Genomic DNA, 21447 nt, shown 5'->3' with positions numbered 1-21447 from the left:
ATCCTGCCCAAATCTGTCTTTGACCCGTCGCCTCCCAGTACCGAACCTCTCGCCCGCGGCACATCTGCGTGCCGTGCGTTTTGCCAGGGAGGTTGGGTTCAGGGATGCATGTGACGACGGTTCTGTACGGCCAGGTGCTGGTGGTGTTGGCCATTACCCTCTCTGGGGTCTGGGGCGCCACGCAGTGGACGGCGGCCGCGCTCGGCTACCAGGCTCGCTTGGGGGCACCCTGGTTCGAGCTGCTGGGCACGCCGGTCTACCATCCCTGGCGGCTGTTCGAGTGGTGGTTCGTCTTCGATGCCTATGCGCCGGACGTCTTCAACGTCGGCGGCAGCATCGCCGCCAGCAGCAGCCTGCTGGCATTGGTGGTGGCCATCGGCATGGCGATCTGGCGGGCGCGCCAGGCACGCCGCGTCACCACCTACGGTTCGGCGCGTTGGGCCGATGCGGATGAGGTGCACAAGGCCGGCCTGACCCAGCCCGCGGGAGTGTTCCTCGGCCAGTTCGACGACCAATACCTGCGTCACGAAGGCCCCGAACATGTTCTAACTTTCGCGCCGACGCGCTCGGGCAAAGGTGTCGGCCTGGTTGTGCCTACCCTGCTCTCCTGGCCGGCCTCGGCGGTCATCCACGACATCAAGGGCGAGAACTGGAGCCTGACCGCGGGCTGGCGCTCGCGCTTTTCCCACTGCCTGCTGTTCAACCCCACCGACCTGTCATCGGCAGCCTATAACCCGCTGCTGGAAGTGCGTCGTGGCGCCCATGAGGTGCGTGACGTGCAGAACATCGCCGACATCCTCGTCGACCCGGAGGGCGCGCTGGAGCGGCGCAACCACTGGGAGAAGACCAGCCATGCGCTTCTGGTCGGCGCCATCCTGCATGTGCTCTACGCCGGCCAGGACAAGACCCTGCGCGGCGTCGCCAACTTCCTTTCCGATCCGGCCTGCACCTTCGAGCTGACTCTGCACCGAATGATGACCACGCCGCACCTGGGCGATGCACCGCATCCAGTGGTGGCCTCGGCCGCGCGGGAGGTGCTGAACAAGAGCGACAACGAGCGCTCGGGCGTGCTGTCCACCGCCATGTCCTTCCTCGGCCTGTATCGCGACCCGACGGTGGCCGAGGTCACCTCGCGCTGCGACTGGCGCATCGCCGACCTGATCTCGGCCGAGCACCCGGTGTCGCTATACCTGGTGGTGCCGCCCTCGGATATCAGCCGCACCAAGCCGCTGATCCGCCTGATCCTCAACCAGGTCGGCCGGCGCCTGACCGAGTCGCTCGACGGCTCCGACGGCATCGAGCGCCGGCACAAGCTGCTGCTGATGCTCGATGAGTTTCCGGCGCTAGGGCGGCTGGATTTCTTCGAGACGGCGCTAGCGTTCATGGCCGGCTATGGGCTGCGCGCCTTCCTGATCTCGCAATCACTGAACCAGATCGACAAGGCCTACGGCCAGAACCACTCGATCCTCGATAACTGCCACGTGCGGGTGACCTTCGCCACCAACGACGAACGCACCGCCAAGCGCATCTCCGAGACCCTCGGCACCGCCACCGAACTGCGCGCGCAGCGCAACTATGCAGGCCACCGTCTGGCGCCCTGGCTGGGCCACCTGATGGTGTCGCGGCAGGAAACCGCACGCCCGCTGCTGACCCCGGGCGAGGTGATGCAACTGCCCAGTGACGAGGCCGTTGTGATGCTCTCAGGTCTCGCTCCGATCCGTGCGAAGAAGCTGCGCTACTTCACCGACGCCAACTTCCAGAGCCGAGTGCTGCCGGCGCCGCGCTTGCAGTCGGGCAGCTATGCCGACGCCCCGGCACCGCGCGCGGACGACTGGAGCGGCCTGGCCGTGCCTGCGGCCGTTACAGCATCGCCGGCCGACCTAAGCGATGACTCGACCATCGAGGACGGCGGCCCGCGCCGCCAGCACGAACTGGCGGAGCTCGCCCAGCTGCCGGATCACGACGATTTGACCAGCGACCTGCTGCTGCTCGACGAGGATGACATTCCCACGCCCTTCCCCACCCAGCCAGATTCACGCCTGCAGCGCGTGGCGCGGCTGGCCGCACTCGACCCTGACGATGGAATAGCCCTATGAGCCGAGCCCGCCTCAACCTGTTTATCCAACCCGAGCACGCCAAGCGTCTGAACGAACTGGCGATCACCAAGGGCGTGTCGAAGTCCTCGATCATCGCCGCGGCGCTGGCCTCCTGGCTGTCGCCCGAGTCCGGCGAGCAGCGCGAGGTGGCCATGGCTAAACGCTTGGATCGCCTGTCACGTCAGTTCGAGCGCCTGGAGCGCGACCAGCACATCCTGATCGAGACTATGGCGCTGTATGTGCGCTACTACCTCACGGTCAGCACGCCGGTGCCCGAGGCGCATCAGGAGGCAGCACGCGCGCAGGGCAAGCTGCGCTTCAGCCAGTTTGTCGAGCAATTGGGGCGCCACCTGCAGCACGGACGCAGCCTGGTCAGAGACGTGCACGAAGAGGTTCAGGCAGAGGCTCAGGTCTCGGGAGAGCGTCCATGACTGTCGCGTCCTCCCCAATGCTGAGCGCTGCGGCAACGTCCCTGGATCGCCGCACGCGCATGTTGCGCACGGCGATGGGCCCGCTGATCGCGGCGGCCCTGGATGATCCGGACGTGGTCGAGGTGATGCTCAATCCCGATGGCATGCTTTGGCTGGATCGCCTGTCCGCTGGCCGCGCCCGCTTGGGCACGCTGGCGGCCGGCGATGGTGAGCGGATCATCCGCCTGGTGGCAGCGCATGTCGGCCAGGAAGTACATCGCAACAAGCCCCTGGTCAGCGCCGAACTGCCAGAGACGGGCGAACGCTTCGAGGGCGTACTGCCGCCAGTGGTGGCCGGACCGACCTTTGCCCTGCGCAAGCGTGCCGCCGGCGTCATCCCGCTGCAGCAGTATGTGGCCGACGGCATCCTCAGCGCCGCGCAGGCCGAGTACCTGCGCGTGGCCGTGCATGAGCGACAGAACATCCTGGTGGCCGGCGGTACCAGCAGCGGCAAGACCACCCTGGCCAATGCACTGCTGGCCGAGGTGGCCGGCAGTGGCGACCGCGTGCTGGTGCTGGAGGACACGGTCGAGCTGCAATGCCCGGCCCTCGATCACGTCGCCCTGCGCACCAAACCCGGCGTGGTGTCCATGGCCGACCTGGTGCGCAGCACGCTGCGCCTGCGCCCCGACCGCGTGGTGGTCGGCGAGGTGCGCGGCGGCGAGGCGCTGGATCTGGTCAAGGCCTGGGGCACCGGCCATCCCGGTGGCATCGCCACCATTCATGCCGGCTCCGCCCAGGGCGCGCTGCTGCGCCTGGAGCAACTGATCCTGGAGGTTGCCCTGGCCGCGCCTAGGGCGCTGATCGCCGAGGCGGTGAACCTGGTGGTGTTTCTCGCCGGGCGTGGGCGCGCCCGCCATGTCCAGCAGATCGCCCGCGTCATCGACCATGACGAGCGCGGCTACCAGCTCACCTCCATCGACACCCTCCTTCGCTCCTCCTCTGCTTCAGGAACTCAGCCATGACTGCCCTTCAGCTTTCCGCTGTTCGTCGTCGCCGCGTCGCCGGCGCCTTGATGCTCGGCGCCCTCTGCCTGGGCGCCTCCCTGCCCGTGCTCGCCGCCGGCTCCGGCATGCCCTGGGAGGGGCCGCTGCAAGCGGTCCTCGAATCCGTACAGGGCCCGGTGGCGCGCATCATCGCGGTGATCATCATCATTTCCACCGGCCTGACGCTGGCCTTCGGCGACACCAGCGGCGGCTTCCGCAAGCTGATCCAGATCGTCTTCGGCCTGTCGATCGCCTTCGCCGCGTCGTCGTTCTTCCTCAGCTTCTTCAGCTTCGCCGGCGGGGCGGTGGTCGCATGAACGGCGAGCGCGAACTCATCCCCGGTTTCGAGGTGCCACTTCACCGCTCGCTTGCCGAGCCGATCCTGCTCGGCGGCGCGCCGCGCAACGTGGCGATCCTCAACGGTACCCTGGCGGCCATGGTCGGCCTGGGCCTGCAACTCTGGCTGCCGGGCCTGGCGCTGTGGCTGGTCGGCCACTCGCTGGCTGTGTGGGGCGCCCGGCTGGATCCGCAGTTCCTCCAGGTGTTTGCCCGGCATATCAAGCAGCCCCCGCTGCTGGACGTGTGAGGAGCGCTGCCATGCTGAACCTCACCGAATACCAGCGCCGCCCGGCCCAGCTCGCCGACTGGCTGCCCTGGGCCGGCCTGGTCGCCCCCGGCGTCGTGTTGAACAAGGACGGTTCGATCCAGCGCAGCTTGCGCTTTCGCGGGCCGGATTTGGACAGCGCCACCCAGGGCGAGCTGGTAGCCACCTCGGCGCGCCTGAACAACGCCCTGCGTCGCCTCGGCTCGGGCTGGGCGCTGTTTATCGAGGCCGAGCGTCTGGCGGCGGCGGATTACCCCGATAGTGACTTTCCCGAGCCATTGTCCTGGCTGGTGGATGAGGAGCGCCGCGCGGCCTTCGAGGCCCAGAGCAGCCACTTCGAGAGTGCCTACCACCTGACGCTGCTCTACCTGCCGCCGGAAGAGTCGCGCTCGCGCGCCGCCGGCCTGCTCTACGAGCACCGACCACAGCGTGGCGTCGACTGGCGCGAACGGCTGGCCGCCTTCGTCGCCGAGACGGATCGCTTCTTCGACCTGCTGGACGGGGTGATGCCGGAGCTCGCCTGGCTCGACGACAGCCAGACGCTGACCTACCTGCACGCCACGGTGTCGACCCACCGCCAGCGGCTGGCGGTGCCCGAGGTGCCCTTCCACCTCGATAACTTACTGGCCGACAGCCCGCTGACCACCGGCCTGGCGCCACGCCTGGGCGAGCAGCACCTGCGCACGCTGTCGGTACGTGGCTTCCCCACCTCGACGTGGCCAGGCGTGCTGGACGACCTCAACCGCCTGGGCTTCGCCTATCGCTGGTCGACCCGCTTTATCTGCCTGGACAAGGATGAGGCCGAGAAGGAGCTGGTGCGCCTGCGCCGGCAGTGGTTCGCCAAGCGCAAGGGCGTCCTGGCGTTGCTGCGCGAAGCGATCTTCCAGCAGGAAAGCCCACTGCTCGACAGCGACGCCGCGAACAAGGCCAGCGACGCCGACGCGGCATTGCAGGAGCTCGGTGCCGACCAGGTCGCCTTCGGCTATGTGACGGCCACCGTGACGGTGATCGATGCCGATGCCCAGGTCGCCGACGAGAAGCTGCGCCGGGTCGAGCGGGTAATCCAGGGCCGCGGCTTCGTCACCATCGCCGAGAGCCTCAATGCGGTGGAGGCCTGGCTGTCGTCGCTCCCCGGCAACGTCTACGCCCATGTCCGCCAGCCGCTGATCTCCACGCTCAACCTGGCGCACCTGATGCCGGTCTCGGCAGTCTGGGCCGGTCCAGCGCGGAACGAACATCTGGATGGCCCGCCATTGGTGATCACCCGCACCGATGGTGCCACGCCGTTTCGCCTGGTCACCCACGTCGGCGATGTCGGCCACACCCTGGTGGCTGGCCCCACGGGCATGGGCAAATCGGTGTTGCTGGCGACCCTGGCCCTGCAGTTTCGGCGCTACCCGGGCTCGCGCCTGTTTCTGTTCGATATGGGGCGCTCGCTGCGTGCAACGGTGCTGGGACTGGGGGGCGAGCACTACGACCTCGGAGGTGATGGCGACCTGGCCTTCCAGCCCCTGGCGCGCATCGATCAGCATGGCTACCGCGCCTGGGCCGCCGAGTGGCTGCAGGCTCGCCTGCTGCAGGAAGGCGTGGCCGTCGGCCCCGAGCAGAAGGCCGCACTGTGGACGGCGCTGGACAGCCTGGCCGGCGCGCCCGAGCCGCAGCGCACACTGACCGGTTTGTCCGTGCTACTGCAGGACAACGCCCTGCGCCAGGCACTTCAGCCCTACGTGCTGGGCGGTGCTCATGGCGCATTGCTGGATGCCGATCAGGATCGTCTGGGCAGCGCCGACGTGCAGTGCTTCGAGATGGAGGAACTGATGCACAGCAAGGCGGCGGTGGCCGCAGTGCTGAGCTACCTGTTCGCCCGTTTCGAGGAACGCTTTGACGGCGCGCCAACGCTGCTGATTCTCGACGAGGCCTGGCTGTTTCTCGACGACCCGCTGTTCGCCGCGCGCATCCGTCAGTGGCTCAAGACCCTGCGCAAGAAGAACGTCAGCGTCATCTTCGCCACCCAGTCGCTGGCCGACATCCAGGGCTCCAGCATCGCTGCGGCAATCATCGAGAGCTGCGCCAGTCGCATCTTCCTGCCCAACTCGCAGGCGGGCGAGCCGCAGATCCGCGACATCTACCAAGGCTTCGGCCTCAACGACCGACAGATCGAGATCGTCGCCCAGGCCACGCCCAAGCGTGATTACTACTACCAGTCGCGCCTGGGCAACCGCCTGTTCGACCTCGACCTGGGGCCGGTGGCGCTGGCCTTCGCCGCCTCGGCCAGCCCGGCCGAGCAGCGCGAAATCGACTGCATTCTGCAGGCGTCCGGCGCCGCCGATTTCGCGCCTGCCTGGTCGCGCCATCGCGGCCTGGACTGGGCCGCCGACCTGCTCACCGACTATCCCTCGTCATGCAAGGAGTGCCTGCCATGAGTTCCCCTGTCCACCATTTCCCCTGCGCCACGCTGCTGGTGCTTGGTCTGCTGGCGGTGCAGCCGGCCAGCGCCCTCACGGTGATCGACCCGACCAACCTGGCGCAGAACACCCTGACCGCGGTGCGCACCCTGGAGATGGTCAACAACCAGGTCCGCCAGCTGCAGAACGAAACCCAGATGCTGCTGAACCAGGGCCGTCACCTGGCGCGTCTGGATTACAACGTGCTCGACCGCCTGCGCATGAGCCTGGCCACTACCGAACGACTGCTGGCCGAGGCGCGGGGACTGGCCTACGAGGTGCAGCGCCTGGATCAGGAGTTCGCCCGCCTCTATCCGGCCGAGTACACCGGCGACGTCAGCAGCCAGCGCCTGGCCGAGGAAGCCCGAGAGCGCTGGCAACAGGGGCTCGACGGGCTGCACACCGCCCTGCGCGTGCAGGCGCAGGTGACGCAGAACCTGGCCGAGGACGAGAGCACCCTGGCAGCTCTGGTGCAGCAGAGCCAGTCCGCGGGTGGCGCCTTGCAGGCCGCCCAGGCCACGAACCAGCTGCTGGCCCTGCAGGCCAAGCAGTCGATCCAGGCGCAGCAACTGCACATCACCCAGAACCGCGCCATTGCCCTGGAGCTGGCCCGCCAGGCTGCCGCTGCCGAGGAGGCGCGCGAACGGCGTCGGCGCTTTATGGGCAGCGGCACGCCCTATACCCCCTACCCCGTGCAGTTCTATCGGTAGGGAGGTCGCCCTCATGAGATTCCTGACACTGCTGCCACTTCTGGCGTTGGCCGCCTGCGGACGTGGCGACGATGGCGTTGTGGCACGGCAAGACGATTCGACTGAACGCTTCTACTCCGGCTGCGCTCGGCCCGGCGAGTTTCTCCGGCCTACCGACTTGCCCGCGATCCCGCCCAGCTTCGACGAGGACGTGCAATGAACGACGTCAGCGTCATCGACCGTTTCCTCGAGGTGTTCGGGCTTTATATCGATACGGGCTTCGGCCTGCTCGGCGGCGAGGTGGCCTTTCTCACCATGACCCTGGTGGTGATCGACATGACCCTGGCCGGGCTGTTCTGGGCCATGGGCGGCGAGGACGTCAGCGCCAAGCTGATCCGCAAGATTCTCTACGTCGGCGCCTTCGCCTTCATCATCGGCAACTTCAATGCCCTGGCGAAGATCGTCTTCAACTCCTTCGCCGGGTTGGGTCTGCTGGCCTCTGGTTCTGGACTGAGTCATGCGGAGTTTCTGCAGCCAGGGCGATTGGCCGCGCTTGGGGTTGATGCCGGAGGGCCGCTGCTTGAGCAGATCAGCAAGCTCAGTGGTTTTCCGGAAGTCTTCGGCAACCTGCATACCATCCTGGTGCTGTTTCTCGCCTGGCTGGTGGTGATCGTCAGCTTCTTCTTCCTGGCCATCCAGCTGTTCGTCACCTTGGTCGAGTTCAAGCTGACCACCCTCGCCGGCTTCGTGCTGGTGCCCTTTGCGCTGTGGAACAAGACCGCCTTTCTCGCCGAGAAGGTGCTGGGCAACGTGGTGGCGGCCGGCATCAAGGTGCTGGTCCTGGCGGTGATCGTCGGCATTGGCAGCGGGCTGTTCGCCGAGTTCCAGGCCGTGCCGGACGAGCCCTCCATCGACCATGCGCTGGTGGTCATGCTCGCCTCGCTGGCCTTGCTCGGCCTGGGCATCTTCGGGCCGGGCATTGCCACCGGGTTGGTCTCCGGCGCCCCGCAACTGGGTGCTGGTGCAGCAGCCGGTACTGCACTCGGCGCGGCAGGCATGGCAGCGGGTGCTGCTGCAGTCGCCACAGGTGTCGGCGGCGCGGTATTGGCCGGCGCGCGTATGGCACCCGGTGCAGCGCGCTTGGCCATGGGTGGAGCCCGTTCTTTGGCTGGTGTGCCCTCTGGAGCTGCGGCCGGCGGTACTACGACTGGTGGAACGTCCGCCGCTGCTGGCTCATCGGCGGCCCCCGCCAAGCCGCCTGATTGGGCCAGGCGCCTGCAGCGCAGGCAACAACTCTCACAGGCCACCAGCACGGTCGCCCACACCCTGCGTGGTGGCGATGGCGGTGGCTCATCACCTGGGCCGCAGATCCGCGACCCATCGAGTTCCTAAAGGAGGACGAGGATGCGATTCAGACGTCCACGGGTGCGCTACAGCGACACCCCTCAACCTGTCACCCCCTACCAGGCAGCGGCACAGGCCTGGGATCTGCGTATGGGTAGCAGCCTGGCGCAGGCACGCAACTGGCGGCTGATGGCATTCGGTTGCCTGGGCCTGGCGCTGCTGATGGCCGGCGGGCTGGTCTGGCGTTCGGCGCAGTCGACGGTGACGCCCTATGTGGTGGAGGTCGACAACCTCGGCCAGGTGCGCGCCGTCGGCGAAGCCGCCAGCCCCTACCAACCCCAGGATGCGCAGATCGCCCATCACCTGGCGCGCTTTATCGAGCTGGTGCGCTCGCTGTCGATCGATCCGGTGGTGGTGCGGCAGAACTGGCTGGAGGCCTATCACTCCACCACCGACCGCGGCGCCGCCACCCTCAATGATTATGCCCGCGCCAACGATCCCTTCACCCGGGTCGGCAAGGAGTCGGTATCGGTTGAGGTCACCAGCGTGGTGCGCGCCAGCGAGAGCTCGTTCCAGGTGCGCTGGATCGAACGCCGTTTCGAGAACGGTTCAGCCGCCGGCCTGGAGCGCTGGACCGCGGTGATCTCGCTGGTGCTGCAGCCTCCACGCACCGAGGAAAAGCTGCGCCGCAACCCACTCGGCATCTACGTCAACGGCCTGTCCTGGAGCCGTGAGCTGGACACTACGGAAGGAGCCAAGAAACCATGAAAACCTCGCTGAATCTCTGCTTCTGCCCGCTGCTGCTGAGCCTGCTGGCCGGCTGCGCCAGCCAGCAGCCACCGGTGATCGCCCTGGACGAACCGATCGAGGCGCAGCGCCTGCCGGAGCCGCCCAAGTCGATCGAGGTGGTGGAAGTCCCCAAGCCCCTGGCCCTGCCGGCGCAGCTCAAGCCGCTGCCGGAAACTCAGCGCAGCAAACCGGCCAAGGAACCGGCCGATGAGCGCGTGCGGGTCTCGCGCGCCAATCGCGAAGCTCGGGTGCCACCGAGCCGGGAAGGCTATATCAACGCCATCCAGGTGTGGCCCTACTCCGATGGTGCGTTGTATCAGGTATACGCCAGCCCGGGCCGGCTGACGGCGATCAACCTGCAGCCCGGTGAGGAGCTGGTCACCGTGGCCGCCGGCGACACCGTGCGCTGGATCGTCGGCGACACCACCAGTGGTAGCGGCGACGAGCTACGCACCAGCGTGCTGATCAAGCCGACACGGGTCGATCTCAAGACCAACCTGGTGATCACCACCACGCGTCGCACCTACCTGATCGAGCTGAGTTCCACCGAAAACGCCTGGATGGCTTCGGTGTCCTGGGACTATCCGAAGGATCGCATGCTCGCCCTGCAACGCCACGCCGGCGCCGCCCAGGCCGCGGCGCCGGTGGATGCAGGCCTGGCGCTGGAGCAGCTGCGCTTTCGCTATGCGATCAGCGGCAGCAATCCACCCTGGAAGCCGCAGCGCGCCTTCGACGACGGCCACAAGGTGTATATCCAGTTCCCCGCCGGCATTGCCCAAGGCGAGCTGCCGCCGCTGTTCGTGATCGGCGCGGAAGGCGACGGACAACTGGTCAACTACCGCTTCCGCTCGCCCTATTACATCGTCGACCGCCTGTTCGGCGCGGCCGAGCTGCGCCTGGGCGCCGACAAGGGTGACGTGGTGCGGATCGAACGCACCGACGGCATGGCACGGAGGCCTTGAGCATGACGGCCAAGGACGACACCCAAACCGCGGCAACCCCGCTACCGCCCAAGGAAGCACCGGAGTCGCTGGAGCTGCGCGCCAAGCCGCGCCCGGTCACCCGACTCAATCCGCGCATGCTGGCAGCGGTGGTCGGTGGCCTCTCGGCCGCGGTGCTCGGGGCCATGCTGTGGTCGCTGCAACCACAGCAGCGCCGTCAGAGCGCCGAGCCAAGCGAGCTGTACAACGTCGACCGCGTGGCGCGCTCCGAGGGACTGGAGCAGTTGCCAGCAGACTACTCGCAGTTGCCGCCTCCACCTGCGCCCGAGGTACCGCAACTGGGGCCGCCGCTACCCGGCGATCTGGGCGGGCCGATCCTCAGGGCCGGGCAGCAGGCGCAGGGCTATGGCCATGGTCCAGATGCCGCTGAAGCCGAACGTCTTGCCCGGCTCAAGGAAGCCGAGGAGGCGGCGCTGTCCTCGGTGTTTTTCCAGACCAACAACGCGCGGAAATCGAACATCGCCCCCACTGGGGGCGCCCAACTCGATCCCATGATCCTGGGTATGACCTCGTCAGGCGTGGTAGCCGCAACTGCAGGAACGCCGACCCAGCAGGAACGGAACGAGGCGTTTCTCAGTAAATCCGTAAACGCACAAATCCGTAATTCCGGCTTGCTGCAGATGCCTGAGTCGCCTTACCAGGTGATGGCCGGCACCGTCATCGCGGCGGCACTGGTCACCGGTATCAAGTCGGATCTACCCGGCGACGTGATCGCCACGGTGACCGAACCGGTCTACGACAGTGCCACTGGCCAGCATGTACTGATTCCTCAAGGTGCGCGCCTGCTGGGCCGCTACAACAGCCAAGTGAGTTACGGGCAAAGCCGCGTGCAGGTGGTATGGCAGCGGGTGATCCTGCCGGATACTTCGTCCTTCCAGCTCGACAACCTGGTCGGTACCGACGCCGCCGGCTATGCCGGCCTCGAGGATGGCGTCGACTGGCATTGGGATCGGATCGTCGCCGGCGCGGCCATGACCAGCCTGCTGGGCATCGGCGCCGAGCTGGCCTCACCGACCAGTCGTACCGACGGCGACCGCATCATCATCGCCGGACGCGACAGCCTGCAGGACACGGTGAATCAGGTTGGCCAGGAGGTCACCCGTCGCAACCTCGATATCCAGCCCACGCTGACGCAGCGTCCTGGGTTACCACTACGGGTGATCGTCAACCGAGACCTGGTGCTGCGCCCCTATCTGCCTTTCTCCGTTCAACAGAGGAACCTGCAATGAGCACGACCAAGCTGCGTCTCGGCCCGTTGCCGAAAACCGAAAACCTGAAGCTGACCTTCACCTGCCCGGCCCGCCTGAAAGCTGACCTCGAGCGCTACGCGGCGCTGCACTCGCAGACCTACGGTGAAGAAGTCGACGCCCTGACGCTGATCCCGCACATGCTGGAGGCCTTCATGGCGAGGGATCGGGTGTTCAGGAGGGCCAACACCAAGTCCACCGCCTGAAATTGAACGCCTTGTCGGAAGCTAGCCCTTGCGATCAAGCATGGAAACCGCCATTGATCAGCCCCATAAATCGGCACTAAAGTGCTCTTTATATCTAGATTCGGAGTGATTTAAGGCATTTTATTGCCTTTATTCGCGGCAGCCAGTAGCTTTAAAGGCATTAAAGTGCCGGAGCCCATATGCACTCTCTCACCCTGCAACTGTACAGTGGCCATGCCTGGCATGACGCCATGCACCTCAACTTCGAGCAGCCCGAGGCAGGTCTTGCAGGGGTGTGTTCTTTTGGCTATGAGCAGACATATCTGCTTGAGACGCTGGAGCACATCGGCAGCCGTCTCGAGCATGCAGTTAGCGCCACAGTGCCATTGGGCTGGGACTCCTACCGGGGCGCCACGGCTCCCGCATTCCTTCACGACATATTGCCCGCAGGGGCCGCACGCCGTTTCCTGCTCCAGCGTTTGGGCGAACAGAAACCCGAGAATCTGGAACTGGACCTATTCCTCCTGAGCCGGTGCGCTCCGGCGCCGGTGGGCAACCTGCGCATCAAGGAGGCGGCAGCAGCGCTTCAGGGAAGCCCGCTGTTAGGTTTCTCTCGCGAGGATGTAATCAACCGCGATTCGCGCTTTCTGGAATACGCCTACGAGCAGGGTGCGGCTATCGGTGGCGCCACAGGCGCAGGTGGGGAAGCCCCCAAACTGTTGCTGACTGAAGACCGAGAAGGTGCCCTGCATCCAGATGCGGCCCTGCCGGATGCTTATGCGACCTGCCACTGGTTCGTGAAATTCGCGCGAAATCAGGCTAGGCAGACCGACCAAGACATCCTGCGTAGCGAGTTCTGCTTCTACAGGGCCATCCAGCGGCTTGGCCTGGATACCGTACCTGCCGAAGGCCTGGCTCTGGAGGAAGGCCGTAAGCCTAGCCTGTGGATGCGTCGTTTTGACCGTCATCTTAGTGCCGCTGGTGTGGAGCGCAGCGCCATGGAGTCCCTGTACTCCCTGGCAGGAGTCACCGTACCGGGCAGTTACTTACTGCATACCGACGCCCTGAAGCACCTGGCCAGGCTGTGGCAGCAGACGGGGCAAGGCGCGCAAGTTGGCGACATGATCTTTGAGTATCTACAGCGCGACTTGCTCAACCAAATCCTTGGCAATTCGGACAACCATGGCCGCAATACTTCAATTCTGCGAAACAGCACAGGCCTGAAACTCGCCCCTATCTACGACCTTGCCCCCATGGTGATGGATGATGAAGGCATCACTCGCACTACAAAATGGCCGCAGCCAATAGAGATTGCCGGCGAGGTCAACTGGCGCCAAGCCTGTGCCGCACTAGGGCAATGGAGCGATGCAGATGTTCTATATGAAAGGCTCCGAGGCGCAGCACAAAACTTCCTTGCCCTTCCCGACCTACTGAGCGATCAGGGGCTGCCAAACTCCACCATGAATCATCCGCGTATTGCGCTGCGAAACCTCCAGCAACGACTCAGCCGATGGGGGCTTGTCTGAATGGACATCATCGAGCGCAACCGTATTCTGAACGAAATACAGACCCAATTGGCGTCGGGCGAGTTGACCATCGGCCAAGCTGTGCGCAAGTTGCGGAAGGAAATCACCGGATTGCAGCAGGCCCGTTTCGCGCAGATGTGCAAACTCTCCCTGCGCGCCCTTCGTCAGCTGGAGCATGACGAGTCAAATCCAACCGTGCAGACCCTAAACAGCGTGTTCAATCCATTTGGGATGCAAGTTGGCATTGTGCCGAAGACACGAACTCAATAGAGGCATCCTGACCACGCCTCAAGAGGAATACTCCTGCCCACCGCTACGATCTAAAAAAACGGCGGCAATCCTCGCCCTTATCATCTGCAACAGTCGTGGAATCGAGTTATAGTTAATGTCCGAAACAGTCAGATAGAAGGAAACACATAGAATGTCAAAGCTTGCCGAATTTCGCGCCCTTGAACAGCAACTGGCCGCTCAACTGGCAGAGCTGGAAGCCCTCAAGAAGGACGATGGCCTAAAAAAGGAAATGGAGTTCGAGGAAAAGCTCCGCGCTCTAATGTCGAAGTACGACAAAGGCCTGCGCGACATCATCGCCATCCTCGATCCGCAAACCAAAGCCAGCAAGCTCAGCAAACAGGATTCCGGAGCACGCCGTCCTCGCCAGGTAAAGCGCTACAAGAACCCCAAGACCGGCGAAATTGTTGAAACCAAAGGCGGTAACCACAAAGTCTTGAAAGCTTGGAAAGAAGAGTTCGGCGCCGATGCCGTCGAAAGCTGGCTGCAATAACTATTTGCCGAACCGCTGGCGCCGTACCCTCCTACGGCGCCATTACCTTTGAATCCCTATCCTCCCCGCCCACCTACGACATAGTTGGTTTTCCAGCAAGCACAGCACCAATAGGCTGAGTCCATTGGAATAGCACTATGGCATGGAAAATGAGAGACACAATCAATTATTGGCCGGCAGAGGTGGACGTATGAGCAAGCCACTCGACCGCCTCATCAAGATTGACGAAGTACTAGAGCAAGTAGGGTGTGGCCGCACCAAGCTCTATGACATGATCCAGCTAGAAGAATTCCCACCTCCTGTGAAGCTGGGCCGATACTCCCGCTGGTCACAGATTGAAGTACAAGGCTGGATTGAGGTAATGAAGCAAAGCAGGGCGGCCTGAGCCGCCCTATTTCAGTTACCAGCAGCCAGGACGAAGTCCTGCCACCATTGCATCATTTCTCGCCTTTCCTGCAGATATTCGGCGTGGTTGTACGCGGCCTTTGTCCTATTCCCCTCGGCATGCGACAACTGCATTTCAATCACCTCAGCCCTGAAAAGACCAGATTCGTATAGATGTGTTGAGGCCGTCGCCCGGAAGTCGTGGCATGAAAAGCCTTTCATCCCCAGCCGCTCCAGCGCTCGGTTAAACGTCGACCCATCGACTGGTTTATCAGGGTGCCTCAACCCCGGGAACATCAGCTCACCACCTCCCGTGATGCCTTTCAGTTCCCGAAGCAATTCAACAGATCTTGACGGGAGCGGCACCAGATGCCGGCGCCCCTTTTTCATTAGCTCGGCCGGAATATCCCAGAGCCCCGCATCTAGGTCGACGTGTTCCCAGCGCCCCCGGCGAATCTCTACCGTGCGAAGAAAGAGCAGCTGCAGCAGCTCAAGGGCAATAGTGTTCGTGCGAAAACCGCCGTAGGACTGCAGGCCTTCCCGAAATCTGGCGATATCGGTGATGGACATTGGTTGGCTATGCTGGATCGGCTTGCGCACGAATGCGCCATACAGCGCGGCTGCGGGATCCGCATCGGCGCGCAGCGTCCGGACAGCGAAACGGAACATCTGAGAGAGCCAGTTGCACAGTAAGCGTCTGCCGAACTCACCTTGCGTAATTCAGGCGGGTGCCCATTGATGCGGCAGTAGTTGGCCAATCTCGCTGGCCCGCTGTGTCGGCAGCCGCATCAGCACATCCTTCAGGTAGGCGTACGGATCATGCCCATTCATGCGCGCCGACTGGATCAGGCTCATGATCGCCGCCGCCCGTTTGCCGCTGCGCAGCGACCCGGCAAACAGCCAGTTCGAGCGTCCAAGGGCCCATGGTCGAATCTGGTTCTCGACCTGATTGTTGTCGATGGGCACAGAGCCATCTTCGACATAGCGAGTCAGAGCCAGCCAGCGTTTGAGGCTGTAATCCAAGGCTTTCGCCGTGGCTGATCCGTTGGGCACTCGATCACGCTGGGCCAGCATCCATTCATGCAGCGCATCGAGGATCGGTGAAGACTTGTCCTGGCGTATTCGCCAGCGTTCTTCATCGCTCATGTGCCGTGCTTGCCGCTCGATTTCATACAGCCCGGCAATGGAGTGCAGCGCCTGTTCGGCTAACTGGCTTTTGTTCGCTGCGTGCAGATCGAAAAATTTGCGGCGGGCGTGGGCCATGCAGCCAATTTCGGTGATGCCCTGCTCGAAGCTGGCCTTGTAGCCGGCGAAGTCGTCGCAGACCAGCTTGCCACTCCACTGACCCAGAAAATTGCGCGCATGCTCACCAGCCCGGCTGGGGCTGAAGTCATACACCACGGCCTTCAGGTCGGCGAAGGGTGTGGTGCAGTATGCCCAGACGTAAGCCCGGTGGGTTTTCTTCTCGCCAGGGGCCAGCATTTGCACGGGGGTTTCGTCGGCGTGGATCACGCCTTGCGCCAGTACCGCCTCGCGCAGGGCGTCGACCAATGGTTGGAGCTGTACGCCGGTTTGTCCGACCCACTGCGCCAGCGTCGAGCGGGCGATGGCCAGGCCAGCGCGCCCAAAAATCTTTTCTTGCCTATACAGCGGCAGGTGGTCGGCAAATTTGGCCACCATCACGTGAGCCAGCAGGCCGGCAGTGGGGATGCCCTTGTCGATCACCTGGGCTGGTACCGGCGCCTGGATCAGTGTTTCGCACTGACGGCAGGCCCATTTGCCACGCACGTGCTGTTCGACGGTGAACACGCCCGGCGTGTAATCCAGCTTTTCGCTGATGTCTTCGCCGATGCGTTGCAGCTGGCAGCCGCAGGCGCATTGAGTGTTCTGCGGCTCGTGACGGATCACAGTACGCGGAAACTGGGCTGGCAGCGGTGCGCGCTTGGGCTGTTGGCGGGGTTCAGCCGGAGCCGCCGGAGGATTGAGGGTTTTCAGTTCCGCCTCGATAGCGGCAATGTCCGTGTCGAGCAAATCATCCAGTAGGCTGCCCTGGTCAGGGCTTAGTTGCTCGCTACGCTTGGCGAACTTGTGTCGCTTGAACCAGGCGATTTCATGGGTGAGCTGCTCGATGACGGTTTGATCGCGGTCGATCTTCTTGCCCATCGTTTCAACCGTCTTACCCAACGTGTCGACTTGCGACAGCAACTGCGCAGCGAGTGCGCGCAGTTGCTCAGGTGTCAGTTGGTCGAGATTGGGCAAGGAAGTCATGCCGCTGATTGTGCCAGAGCAGGCGATCAGCGCAGATAAAGCGATGGGCTAATGGCCGTCGCTACAGCACTGTGATCGCACCGGCTGCACCAACCCGCTGCCAAGGTAAACCGAGCACCAAAGCCTGAAGCTGCTCGGTGTCGAGTTCAACTTCCGAGCCGCGGTGGATGCCTGGCCAGTGAAACTTGCCCTGGTTCAATCGCCGCGCGGCCAGCCAGATCCCTACACCGTCATGCACCAACACTTTCATGCGGTTGGCGCGGCGGTTGGCGAACAGATAAGCACAGTGCGGCTTCGCCGCACCGAATACCTCCACTACACGGGCCAATGCGGTCTCGGTGCCGGCGCGCATGTCCATCGGCTCAGTGGCAAGCCAGATGCTATCGATGCGGATCACGGGGCAAGCCCCCGGACAAAGCGGGCGCAGCCGTCAGGATCGGACACTGGCCATTTCACTGTGACTGACTGCTCGCCAAGCGATAGCTCAATAATCACCGATGCTGCAGTCGGCCGTTTGGGCGTAGCCCTCAATGGAACGAACGCCGGCAACACCGCGGGTAGCTGATCTCGGTAAAGCGGTAGCCATTTTCGAATGACGTTGGCGTTGATGCCATGGCGGATGGCAACGCTGGAGACGGTCGCACCCGGTTGTAGGCATTCCTGAACGACCTGGACCTTGAACGGTTTGGGGTAAGAGCTTCGTTGGCGCATGGAAATCCTAACGTTAAGGACGAACGCGTCCGCTTAAAAATACGCGGACACCATCGCCCTTAATGCTGGAGTTCGGAAGGTGACTTGGCTGGACGCTTACGTTGCACAGAGCGATCGCATAGAACGTCGCCCCCCTGCTCTCCATTCGCCGCAAACACTCCAATAGCTGGGCTGCAGTGACCTCTCGAACTGGCAGACGGCCAACGTAGGGAAACAGGTTCTTGGTGAATGCCCTGGTCAGTTGGTTGCGATAGCTCTCGCTGACATTGCTCTTGGTGGCGATCCATTCCAAAGCGACCACCTTGAAAGAGGACTGATTCTCAAGCTGCTGCTTTACTCGCTGTATTCGGCGAACATGGGCCGGGTGCCGCCCCTGCTTTACCAAAGCCCGAGCACGATCTCGCTCCGCCCTGGCATCGGCAAGCCCCACCTCAGGATACTCGCCGATAGCAAAAACGTTCTCGACTCCGCCTATCTTGTACCGGTAGCGCCAGAGCTTGTTCCCGTTCGGGCGAATCTCAATGAAGAGCCCCCGCTCATCACTGAGTTTGCGGGGCTTGGGGCCGGGCCTTGCTTGGCGGACCTGGACATCAGTCAAAGGCATGGTGGGTATCCTCCTAGCGGTTTACGAACCCCGCTTAAATACCCGCTTTTTTCTCCGCTGGGCCAGCACACCAGCGAACGCCAACGGACACAACACGCCCGGATGACGCGCCATTCAGCCCTCATTGAAACGCAAAAAAACACTCCGGGACGGGATGCGCAATCAATGTGGATGATTTTCCTTTGCTTCATAAGCTATTGATCGTACTTGGATAGGCCAAAGGAAAACGACAGCTGATAGCCTCTGTTCTTTTGGCTGGGTTCTCTGCGCCACAGGACGCCGGAAGCCCTGGGGGCATTTTCAGCTCGCCAAGCGGACAAATCCAGGATGACGTGCTTCGGTTCTGCGCGACAGAGGGAAGCCATGGCAGATCCCCTCGCCGCTCGCAGCCCCTCGGGGCGACGCCTTTGCGCCACGGCCCATTCGCCAAGGGGCGCGGCTGCCAGCGCGACTTCTGCCCGGGATCCATGCCTCCCGCCTGCTGATCACAGCATTACGCCATCATATAAGTATTTGAAAAACATAAGATTTTAATCTTCACATCGGCAGCGGCGAGGGCTACCCTGCCGCCCCATGATTCGACGCCTACTGCCTCTGCTGTGCTGTTTTCTCCCCCTCTCCCTCGACGCCGCGCCCGCCACCTTCGCCGAGGCCAAGCGTCTGGCCTGGCCGCTGTATGCCAAGCAGTCCACCGAGTTCTACTGCGGCTGCAAGTACAGCGGCAACCGGGTCGATCTGCGTTCCTGTGGCTATACGCCGCGCAAGAATGCCAGTCGCGCCCGGCGCATCGAGTGGGAGCACATAGTCCCGGCCTGGGTGATCGGCCACCAGCGCCAGTGCTGGCAGAAAGGCGGACGCAAGAACTGCACCGCCAGCGATGCGCAGTTCCGCGAGGCCGAGGCCGACCTGCACAACCTGGTGCCGAGCATCGGCGAGGTGAACGGCGACCGCAGCAACTACAGCTTCGCCTGGCTGCCGCAGCCGCCGCATCAGTACGGCCGGTGCCAGACGGTGGTGGACTTCAAGGCGCGCAAGGTGATGCCGCGCCCGGCCATCCGCGGGATGATCGCCCGCACCTATTTCTATATGTCCGAGCGCTACCGGCTGCGTTTGTCGAAGCAGGATCGCCAGCTCTACGAGGCCTGGAGCAAGGCCTACCCGGTCAAGCCCTGGGAGCAGCAGCGCAACCAGCAGGTGGCCTGCGTGATGGGCTGGGGCAATCCGCATGTGGGTAGGGTGGATATGCGCAGCTGTGCGCCTCGGCGCGGCTAAAGGATTAGCGGATCAGAGAGCCCGTCGCGCTCAGGCACCGCGGCGTGCTGCTTCGCGCCCCCTGCATGGATGCAGGAAGCAGGGCGCCGCAGTACGCCCTACACCTGTGGGAGCCCCGCCCCGGGGCGAAGCTTTTGGGCCCGATTTCGCTTGAGCGATTGCATTCGCCGCGGGGCGCAGCTCCTACAGATCGCACGCGATCCAGGACTCATTCCAACCGCTGCAACTCGCGGCGCACCATATTGGCGAACTCCGGCGGGCTGAGCTGGTACAGCTCCTGCGCCACCCAGGGTAGCCAGCGCCCCTGCAGCTCGGTCTTGCGCGCCAGCAGGCGCCGCGCCTCGGCTTCGGCGCGGGCCTGGTGCTGGCGGTGGTAGTCGGCGCGGCTCGGTTTTTCTGTGCTCACGGTGTCGCCCTTTTCCTCATGCCGGGCGGAGCAGGCATAATCGCCGCCTGTTCGCCCATTTCGGCCCTCGTCAATGCGCATCCACGTCAGTTTCATCGACCGCGTCGGCATCACCCAGGAAGTCCTGGCACTGCTCGGCGGACGCAATCTGAACCTCGATGCGGTGGAGATGGTACCGCCAAACGTCTATATCGACGCGCCGACCCTGAGCGCCGAGGTGCTCGACGAGCTGCGCGACGCGCTGCTGCAGGTGCATGGCGTGCAGAGCGTGCAGGTGGTGGACATCCTGCCCGGCCAGCGCCGCCGTCTGCAGCTCGATGCGCTGCTCGCCGCCATGCCCGACCCGGTGCTGGCGGTGGACGATCGCGCCACCGTGCTGCTGGCCAATCCGGCGCTGGTCGAACTGTGCGGCAGCGCCCCTGCCGGGCAGAGCATCGCCACGCTGTTCGCCGATGAGGATCTGCAGCAGTCGCTGCTCGCCGCCGGCTTCCACCAGCCGCTGCGCGAGGTGCATTTCGCCGGCCAGCCGCTGCTGCTCGACGCCCAGCCGATCACCGAAGAGGGGCGCCTGACCGGCGGCCTGCTCACGCTCTATGCGCCGAGCCGCATGGGCCAGCGTCTGGCCGCGCTGCATCACGATCATGCCGAGGGCTTCGACTCGCTGCTCGGCGAATCGGCGCCGATCCGTGCGCTCAAGGCCCGTGCCCTGCGCGTGGCCTCACTCGATGCGCCGCTGCTGATCCATGGCGAGACCGGCACCGGCAAGGAGCTGGTGGCTCGCGCCTGCCATGCGGTCAGCGTGCGCCGCAACGCGCCGTTTCTGGCGCTGAACTGCGCCGCCCTGCCGGAAAATCTGGCCGAGAGCGAGCTGTTCGGCTACGCCCCCGGCGCCTTCACCGGCGCGCAACGCGGCGGCAAGCCAGGGCTGCTGGAGCTGGCCAACCAGGGCACGGTGTTCCTCGACGAGATCGGCGAGATGTCGCCCTACCTGCAGGCCAAACTGCTGCGCTTCCTCAGCGATGGCAGCTTTCGTCGCGTCGGTGGCGACCGCGAGGTGAAGGTGGACGTGCGCATCCTCAGTGCCACCCACCGCGACCTGGAGCAAATGGTCGCCGAGGGCAGCTTCCGCGAAGACCTGTTCTACCGCCTCAACGTGCTCAACCTGGAGGTGCCGCCGCTGCGCGAGCGCGGCCAGGACATCCTGCTGCTGGCCCAGCATTTCATGGCCCAGGCCTGCGCGCAGATCCAACGCCTGCCCTGCCGTCTGGCACCGGTCACCTTCCCCGCGCTGTTGGCCAACCGCTGGCCCGGCAACGTGCGCCAGCTGCAGAACGTGATCTTCCGCGCCGCCGCGATCTGCGACAGCAACTGGGTGGAGGTGGACGATCTGGATATCGCCGTGACCGAAGTGGCACCACGCGTGGAAGGCGAGATCGGCAGCCTGGAACAGGCCATGGACGACTACGAGAAGGGGCTTCTGGAGAAGCTCTACGCCAGCCACCCGTCCAGTCGCCAGCTGGCCGCGCGCCTGGGCACCTCGCATACCGCCATCGCCAAGCGGCTGCGCAAGTACGGCATACCGGGCAATCGCTAAAAACGCGGTTGCATAGACGCAGCGCGCGCCCCTGTAGGGTGGGCGC

General features: G+C 64.2%; 25 protein-coding genes. 19 read left to right on the top strand and 6 right to left on the bottom strand.

Annotated features, from left to right (window positions below; translation table 11 throughout):
- Positions 1-104: 104 nt before the first annotated feature.
- The 17 genes from ACUTAF_RS04975 (at position 105) to ACUTAF_RS04895 (ending at position 14547) form a co-directional block, all read left to right on the top strand.
- Entirely contained in the window at positions 105-2096 is a 1992-nt protein-coding gene (locus tag ACUTAF_RS04975; RefSeq protein ID WP_445578934.1) for a conjugal transfer protein TraG, read from the top strand.
- On the top strand, positions 2093-2527 hold the full coding sequence (locus ACUTAF_RS04970) for a CopG family transcriptional regulator (RefSeq protein WP_445578933.1): 435 nt from the start codon (positions 2093-2095) through the stop codon (positions 2525-2527). Before ACUTAF_RS04975 ends, ACUTAF_RS04970 begins: the two co-directional genes overlap by 4 nt.
- Positions 2524-3531 carry a P-type conjugative transfer ATPase TrbB gene (gene trbB / locus ACUTAF_RS04965; protein WP_445578932.1) on the top strand — a complete coding sequence of 336 codons (1008 nt, stop codon included), beginning with the start codon at positions 2524-2526 and terminating at the stop codon, positions 3529-3531. Before ACUTAF_RS04970 ends, trbB begins: the two co-directional genes overlap by 4 nt.
- On the top strand, positions 3528-3869 hold the full coding sequence (locus tag ACUTAF_RS04960; protein ID WP_445578931.1) for a TrbC/VirB2 family type IV secretion system protein: 342 nt from the start codon (positions 3528-3530) through the stop codon (positions 3867-3869). The genes trbB and ACUTAF_RS04960 overlap by 4 nt, the downstream gene beginning before the upstream one ends.
- Positions 3866-4138 (top strand): VirB3 family type IV secretion system protein, encoded by a 273-nt coding sequence (locus ACUTAF_RS04955; RefSeq protein WP_445578930.1) that lies wholly within the window; start codon positions 3866-3868, stop codon positions 4136-4138. The genes ACUTAF_RS04960 and ACUTAF_RS04955 overlap by 4 nt, the downstream gene beginning before the upstream one ends.
- An 11-nt stretch (positions 4139-4149) precedes the next feature.
- Positions 4150-6579, top strand: coding sequence for a conjugal transfer protein TrbE (trbE, locus tag ACUTAF_RS04950; RefSeq protein ID WP_445578929.1), 2430 nt, complete (start codon positions 4150-4152; stop codon positions 6577-6579).
- Positions 6576-7310, top strand: coding sequence for a P-type conjugative transfer protein TrbJ (gene trbJ, locus ACUTAF_RS04945; RefSeq protein WP_445578928.1), 735 nt, complete (start codon positions 6576-6578; stop codon positions 7308-7310). The genes trbE and trbJ overlap by 4 nt, the downstream gene beginning before the upstream one ends.
- A gap of 13 nt (positions 7311-7323) precedes the next feature.
- Positions 7324-7509 (top strand): hypothetical protein, encoded by a 186-nt coding sequence (locus ACUTAF_RS04940; RefSeq protein WP_445578927.1) that lies wholly within the window; start codon positions 7324-7326, stop codon positions 7507-7509.
- On the top strand, positions 7506-8681 hold the full coding sequence (trbL, locus tag ACUTAF_RS04935) for a P-type conjugative transfer protein TrbL (protein WP_445578926.1): 1176 nt from the start codon (positions 7506-7508) through the stop codon (positions 8679-8681). The genes ACUTAF_RS04940 and trbL overlap by 4 nt, the downstream gene beginning before the upstream one ends.
- A 12-nt stretch (positions 8682-8693) precedes the next feature.
- Complete coding sequence (gene trbF / locus ACUTAF_RS04930; protein ID WP_445578925.1) at positions 8694-9401, top strand: conjugal transfer protein TrbF; 708 nt, start codon at positions 8694-8696, stop codon at positions 9399-9401.
- Positions 9398-10384 carry a P-type conjugative transfer protein TrbG gene (trbG, locus tag ACUTAF_RS04925; RefSeq protein WP_445578924.1) on the top strand — a complete coding sequence of 329 codons (987 nt, stop codon included), beginning with the start codon at positions 9398-9400 and terminating at the stop codon, positions 10382-10384. The genes trbF and trbG overlap by 4 nt, the downstream gene beginning before the upstream one ends.
- Before the next feature lie 2 nt (positions 10385-10386).
- Positions 10387-11652, top strand: coding sequence for a TraB/TrbI/VirB10 family type IV secretion system protein (locus ACUTAF_RS04920; RefSeq protein ID WP_445578923.1), 1266 nt, complete (start codon positions 10387-10389; stop codon positions 11650-11652).
- The gene (locus ACUTAF_RS04915; protein ID WP_445578922.1) at positions 11649-11876 is read left to right on the top strand and encodes a DUF2274 domain-containing protein; all 228 of its coding nucleotides are present in this window, start codon (positions 11649-11651) and stop codon (positions 11874-11876) included. Before ACUTAF_RS04920 ends, ACUTAF_RS04915 begins: the two co-directional genes overlap by 4 nt.
- Positions 11877-12055: 179 nt before the next feature.
- Positions 12056-13381, top strand: a complete 1326-nt coding sequence (locus tag ACUTAF_RS04910; RefSeq protein ID WP_445578921.1) for a type II toxin-antitoxin system HipA family toxin — start codon at positions 12056-12058, stop codon at positions 13379-13381.
- Entirely contained in the window at positions 13382-13651 is a 270-nt protein-coding gene (locus tag ACUTAF_RS04905; RefSeq protein WP_445578920.1) for a helix-turn-helix domain-containing protein, read from the top strand. It abuts the gene before it with no gap.
- A 151-nt stretch (positions 13652-13802) separates the two neighbouring features.
- A complete protein-coding gene (locus tag ACUTAF_RS04900; RefSeq protein ID WP_445578919.1) occupies positions 13803-14162 on the top strand; it encodes a histone-like nucleoid-structuring protein, MvaT/MvaU family in 360 nt (119 codons plus the stop codon).
- Positions 14163-14352: 190 nt separating this feature from the next.
- On the top strand, positions 14353-14547 hold the full coding sequence (locus ACUTAF_RS04895; protein ID WP_445578918.1) for a helix-turn-helix transcriptional regulator: 195 nt from the start codon (positions 14353-14355) through the stop codon (positions 14545-14547).
- Between the two features lie 11 nt (positions 14548-14558).
- On the opposite strand, the gene ACUTAF_RS04890 is transcribed toward ACUTAF_RS04895, so the two are convergent.
- From ACUTAF_RS04890 to ACUTAF_RS04870, 5 genes are all read right to left on the bottom strand, one after another.
- Positions 14559-15215, bottom strand: coding sequence for a tyrosine-type recombinase/integrase (locus ACUTAF_RS04890; RefSeq protein ID WP_445578917.1), 657 nt, complete (start codon positions 15213-15215; stop codon positions 14559-14561).
- A 51-nt stretch (positions 15216-15266) separates the two neighbouring features.
- Positions 15267-16814 carry an IS66 family transposase gene (gene tnpC, locus ACUTAF_RS04885; RefSeq protein ID WP_445578482.1) on the bottom strand — a complete coding sequence of 516 codons (1548 nt, stop codon included), beginning with the start codon at positions 16812-16814 and terminating at the stop codon, positions 15267-15269.
- A 61-nt stretch (positions 16815-16875) separates the two neighbouring features.
- Entirely contained in the window at positions 16876-17211 is a 336-nt protein-coding gene (tnpB, locus tag ACUTAF_RS04880; RefSeq protein ID WP_010562499.1) for an IS66 family insertion sequence element accessory protein TnpB, read from the bottom strand.
- A complete protein-coding gene (gene tnpA, locus ACUTAF_RS04875; protein WP_003284819.1) occupies positions 17208-17525 on the bottom strand; it encodes an IS66-like element accessory protein TnpA in 318 nt (105 codons plus the stop codon). Before tnpA ends, tnpB begins: the two co-directional genes overlap by 4 nt.
- Positions 17526-17538: 13 nt before the next feature.
- Positions 17539-18129: a tyrosine-type recombinase/integrase gene (locus ACUTAF_RS04870; RefSeq protein WP_445578916.1), complete on the bottom strand. Its 591-nt coding sequence runs from the start codon at positions 18127-18129 to the stop codon at positions 17539-17541.
- A gap of 573 nt (positions 18130-18702) precedes the next feature.
- Here ACUTAF_RS04870 and ACUTAF_RS04865 point away from each other — a divergent pair.
- Positions 18703-19401, top strand: a complete 699-nt coding sequence (locus tag ACUTAF_RS04865; protein ID WP_445578915.1) for an endonuclease — start codon at positions 18703-18705, stop codon at positions 19399-19401.
- A 208-nt stretch (positions 19402-19609) separates the two neighbouring features.
- On the opposite strand, the gene ACUTAF_RS04860 is transcribed toward ACUTAF_RS04865, so the two are convergent.
- Positions 19610-19807 carry a hypothetical protein gene (locus ACUTAF_RS04860; RefSeq protein WP_445578914.1) on the bottom strand — a complete coding sequence of 66 codons (198 nt, stop codon included), beginning with the start codon at positions 19805-19807 and terminating at the stop codon, positions 19610-19612.
- A 73-nt stretch (positions 19808-19880) separates the two neighbouring features.
- Here ACUTAF_RS04860 and ACUTAF_RS04855 point away from each other — a divergent pair, with 73 nt between their 5' ends.
- Positions 19881-21401 carry a sigma-54-dependent transcriptional regulator gene (locus tag ACUTAF_RS04855; protein WP_445578913.1) on the top strand — a complete coding sequence of 507 codons (1521 nt, stop codon included), beginning with the start codon at positions 19881-19883 and terminating at the stop codon, positions 21399-21401.
- The last annotated feature ends 46 nt before the right edge of the window (positions 21402-21447 follow it).

This window comes from Pseudomonas sp. SP16.1, from assembly GCF_052682975.1.
The sequence above is the reverse complement of the archived record's forward strand: the minus strand, read 5'-3'. Positions and strand labels throughout refer to the sequence as shown.

What these genes read in the sequence shown, in the direction of transcription:
- ACUTAF_RS04955 (WP_445578930.1), top strand. Translation starts at nt 3,866, where the DNA reads ATGAACGGCGAGCGCGAACTCATCCCCGGTTTCGAGGTGCCACTTCAC.
- trbG (WP_445578924.1), top strand. Translation starts at nt 9,398, where the DNA reads ATGAAAACCTCGCTGAATCTCTGCTTCTGCCCGCTGCTGCTGAGCCTG.
- ACUTAF_RS04865 (WP_445578915.1), top strand. Translation starts at nt 18,703, where the DNA reads ATGATTCGACGCCTACTGCCTCTGCTGTGCTGTTTTCTCCCCCTCTCC.
- ACUTAF_RS04910 (WP_445578921.1), top strand. Translation starts at nt 12,056, where the DNA reads ATGCACTCTCTCACCCTGCAACTGTACAGTGGCCATGCCTGGCATGAC.
- tnpC (WP_445578482.1), bottom strand. Translation starts at nt 16,814, where the DNA reads ATGACTTCCTTGCCCAATCTCGACCAACTGACACCTGAGCAACTGCGC.
- ACUTAF_RS04900 (WP_445578919.1), top strand. Translation starts at nt 13,803, where the DNA reads ATGTCAAAGCTTGCCGAATTTCGCGCCCTTGAACAGCAACTGGCCGCT.
- ACUTAF_RS04975 (WP_445578934.1), top strand. Translation starts at nt 105, where the DNA reads ATGCATGTGACGACGGTTCTGTACGGCCAGGTGCTGGTGGTGTTGGCC.
- ACUTAF_RS04920 (WP_445578923.1), top strand. Translation starts at nt 10,387, where the DNA reads ATGACGGCCAAGGACGACACCCAAACCGCGGCAACCCCGCTACCGCCC.
- trbB (WP_445578932.1), top strand. Translation starts at nt 2,524, where the DNA reads ATGACTGTCGCGTCCTCCCCAATGCTGAGCGCTGCGGCAACGTCCCTG.
- trbJ (WP_445578928.1), top strand. Translation starts at nt 6,576, where the DNA reads ATGAGTTCCCCTGTCCACCATTTCCCCTGCGCCACGCTGCTGGTGCTT.
- ACUTAF_RS04890 (WP_445578917.1), bottom strand. Translation starts at nt 15,215, where the DNA reads ATGTTCCGTTTCGCTGTCCGGACGCTGCGCGCCGATGCGGATCCCGCA.
- ACUTAF_RS04915 (WP_445578922.1), top strand. Translation starts at nt 11,649, where the DNA reads ATGAGCACGACCAAGCTGCGTCTCGGCCCGTTGCCGAAAACCGAAAAC.
- trbL (WP_445578926.1), top strand. Translation starts at nt 7,506, where the DNA reads ATGAACGACGTCAGCGTCATCGACCGTTTCCTCGAGGTGTTCGGGCTT.
- ACUTAF_RS04970 (WP_445578933.1), top strand. Translation starts at nt 2,093, where the DNA reads ATGAGCCGAGCCCGCCTCAACCTGTTTATCCAACCCGAGCACGCCAAG.
- ACUTAF_RS04855 (WP_445578913.1), top strand. Translation starts at nt 19,881, where the DNA reads ATGCGCATCCACGTCAGTTTCATCGACCGCGTCGGCATCACCCAGGAA.
- ACUTAF_RS04960 (WP_445578931.1), top strand. Translation starts at nt 3,528, where the DNA reads ATGACTGCCCTTCAGCTTTCCGCTGTTCGTCGTCGCCGCGTCGCCGGC.
- tnpA (WP_003284819.1), bottom strand. Translation starts at nt 17,525, where the DNA reads ATGCGCCAACGAAGCTCTTACCCCAAACCGTTCAAGGTCCAGGTCGTT.
- ACUTAF_RS04870 (WP_445578916.1), bottom strand. Translation starts at nt 18,129, where the DNA reads ATGCCTTTGACTGATGTCCAGGTCCGCCAAGCAAGGCCCGGCCCCAAG.
- ACUTAF_RS04905 (WP_445578920.1), top strand. Translation starts at nt 13,382, where the DNA reads ATGGACATCATCGAGCGCAACCGTATTCTGAACGAAATACAGACCCAA.
- ACUTAF_RS04895 (WP_445578918.1), top strand. Translation starts at nt 14,353, where the DNA reads ATGAGCAAGCCACTCGACCGCCTCATCAAGATTGACGAAGTACTAGAG.
- trbF (WP_445578925.1), top strand. Translation starts at nt 8,694, where the DNA reads ATGCGATTCAGACGTCCACGGGTGCGCTACAGCGACACCCCTCAACCT.
- ACUTAF_RS04940 (WP_445578927.1), top strand. Translation starts at nt 7,324, where the DNA reads ATGAGATTCCTGACACTGCTGCCACTTCTGGCGTTGGCCGCCTGCGGA.
- trbE (WP_445578929.1), top strand. Translation starts at nt 4,150, where the DNA reads ATGCTGAACCTCACCGAATACCAGCGCCGCCCGGCCCAGCTCGCCGAC.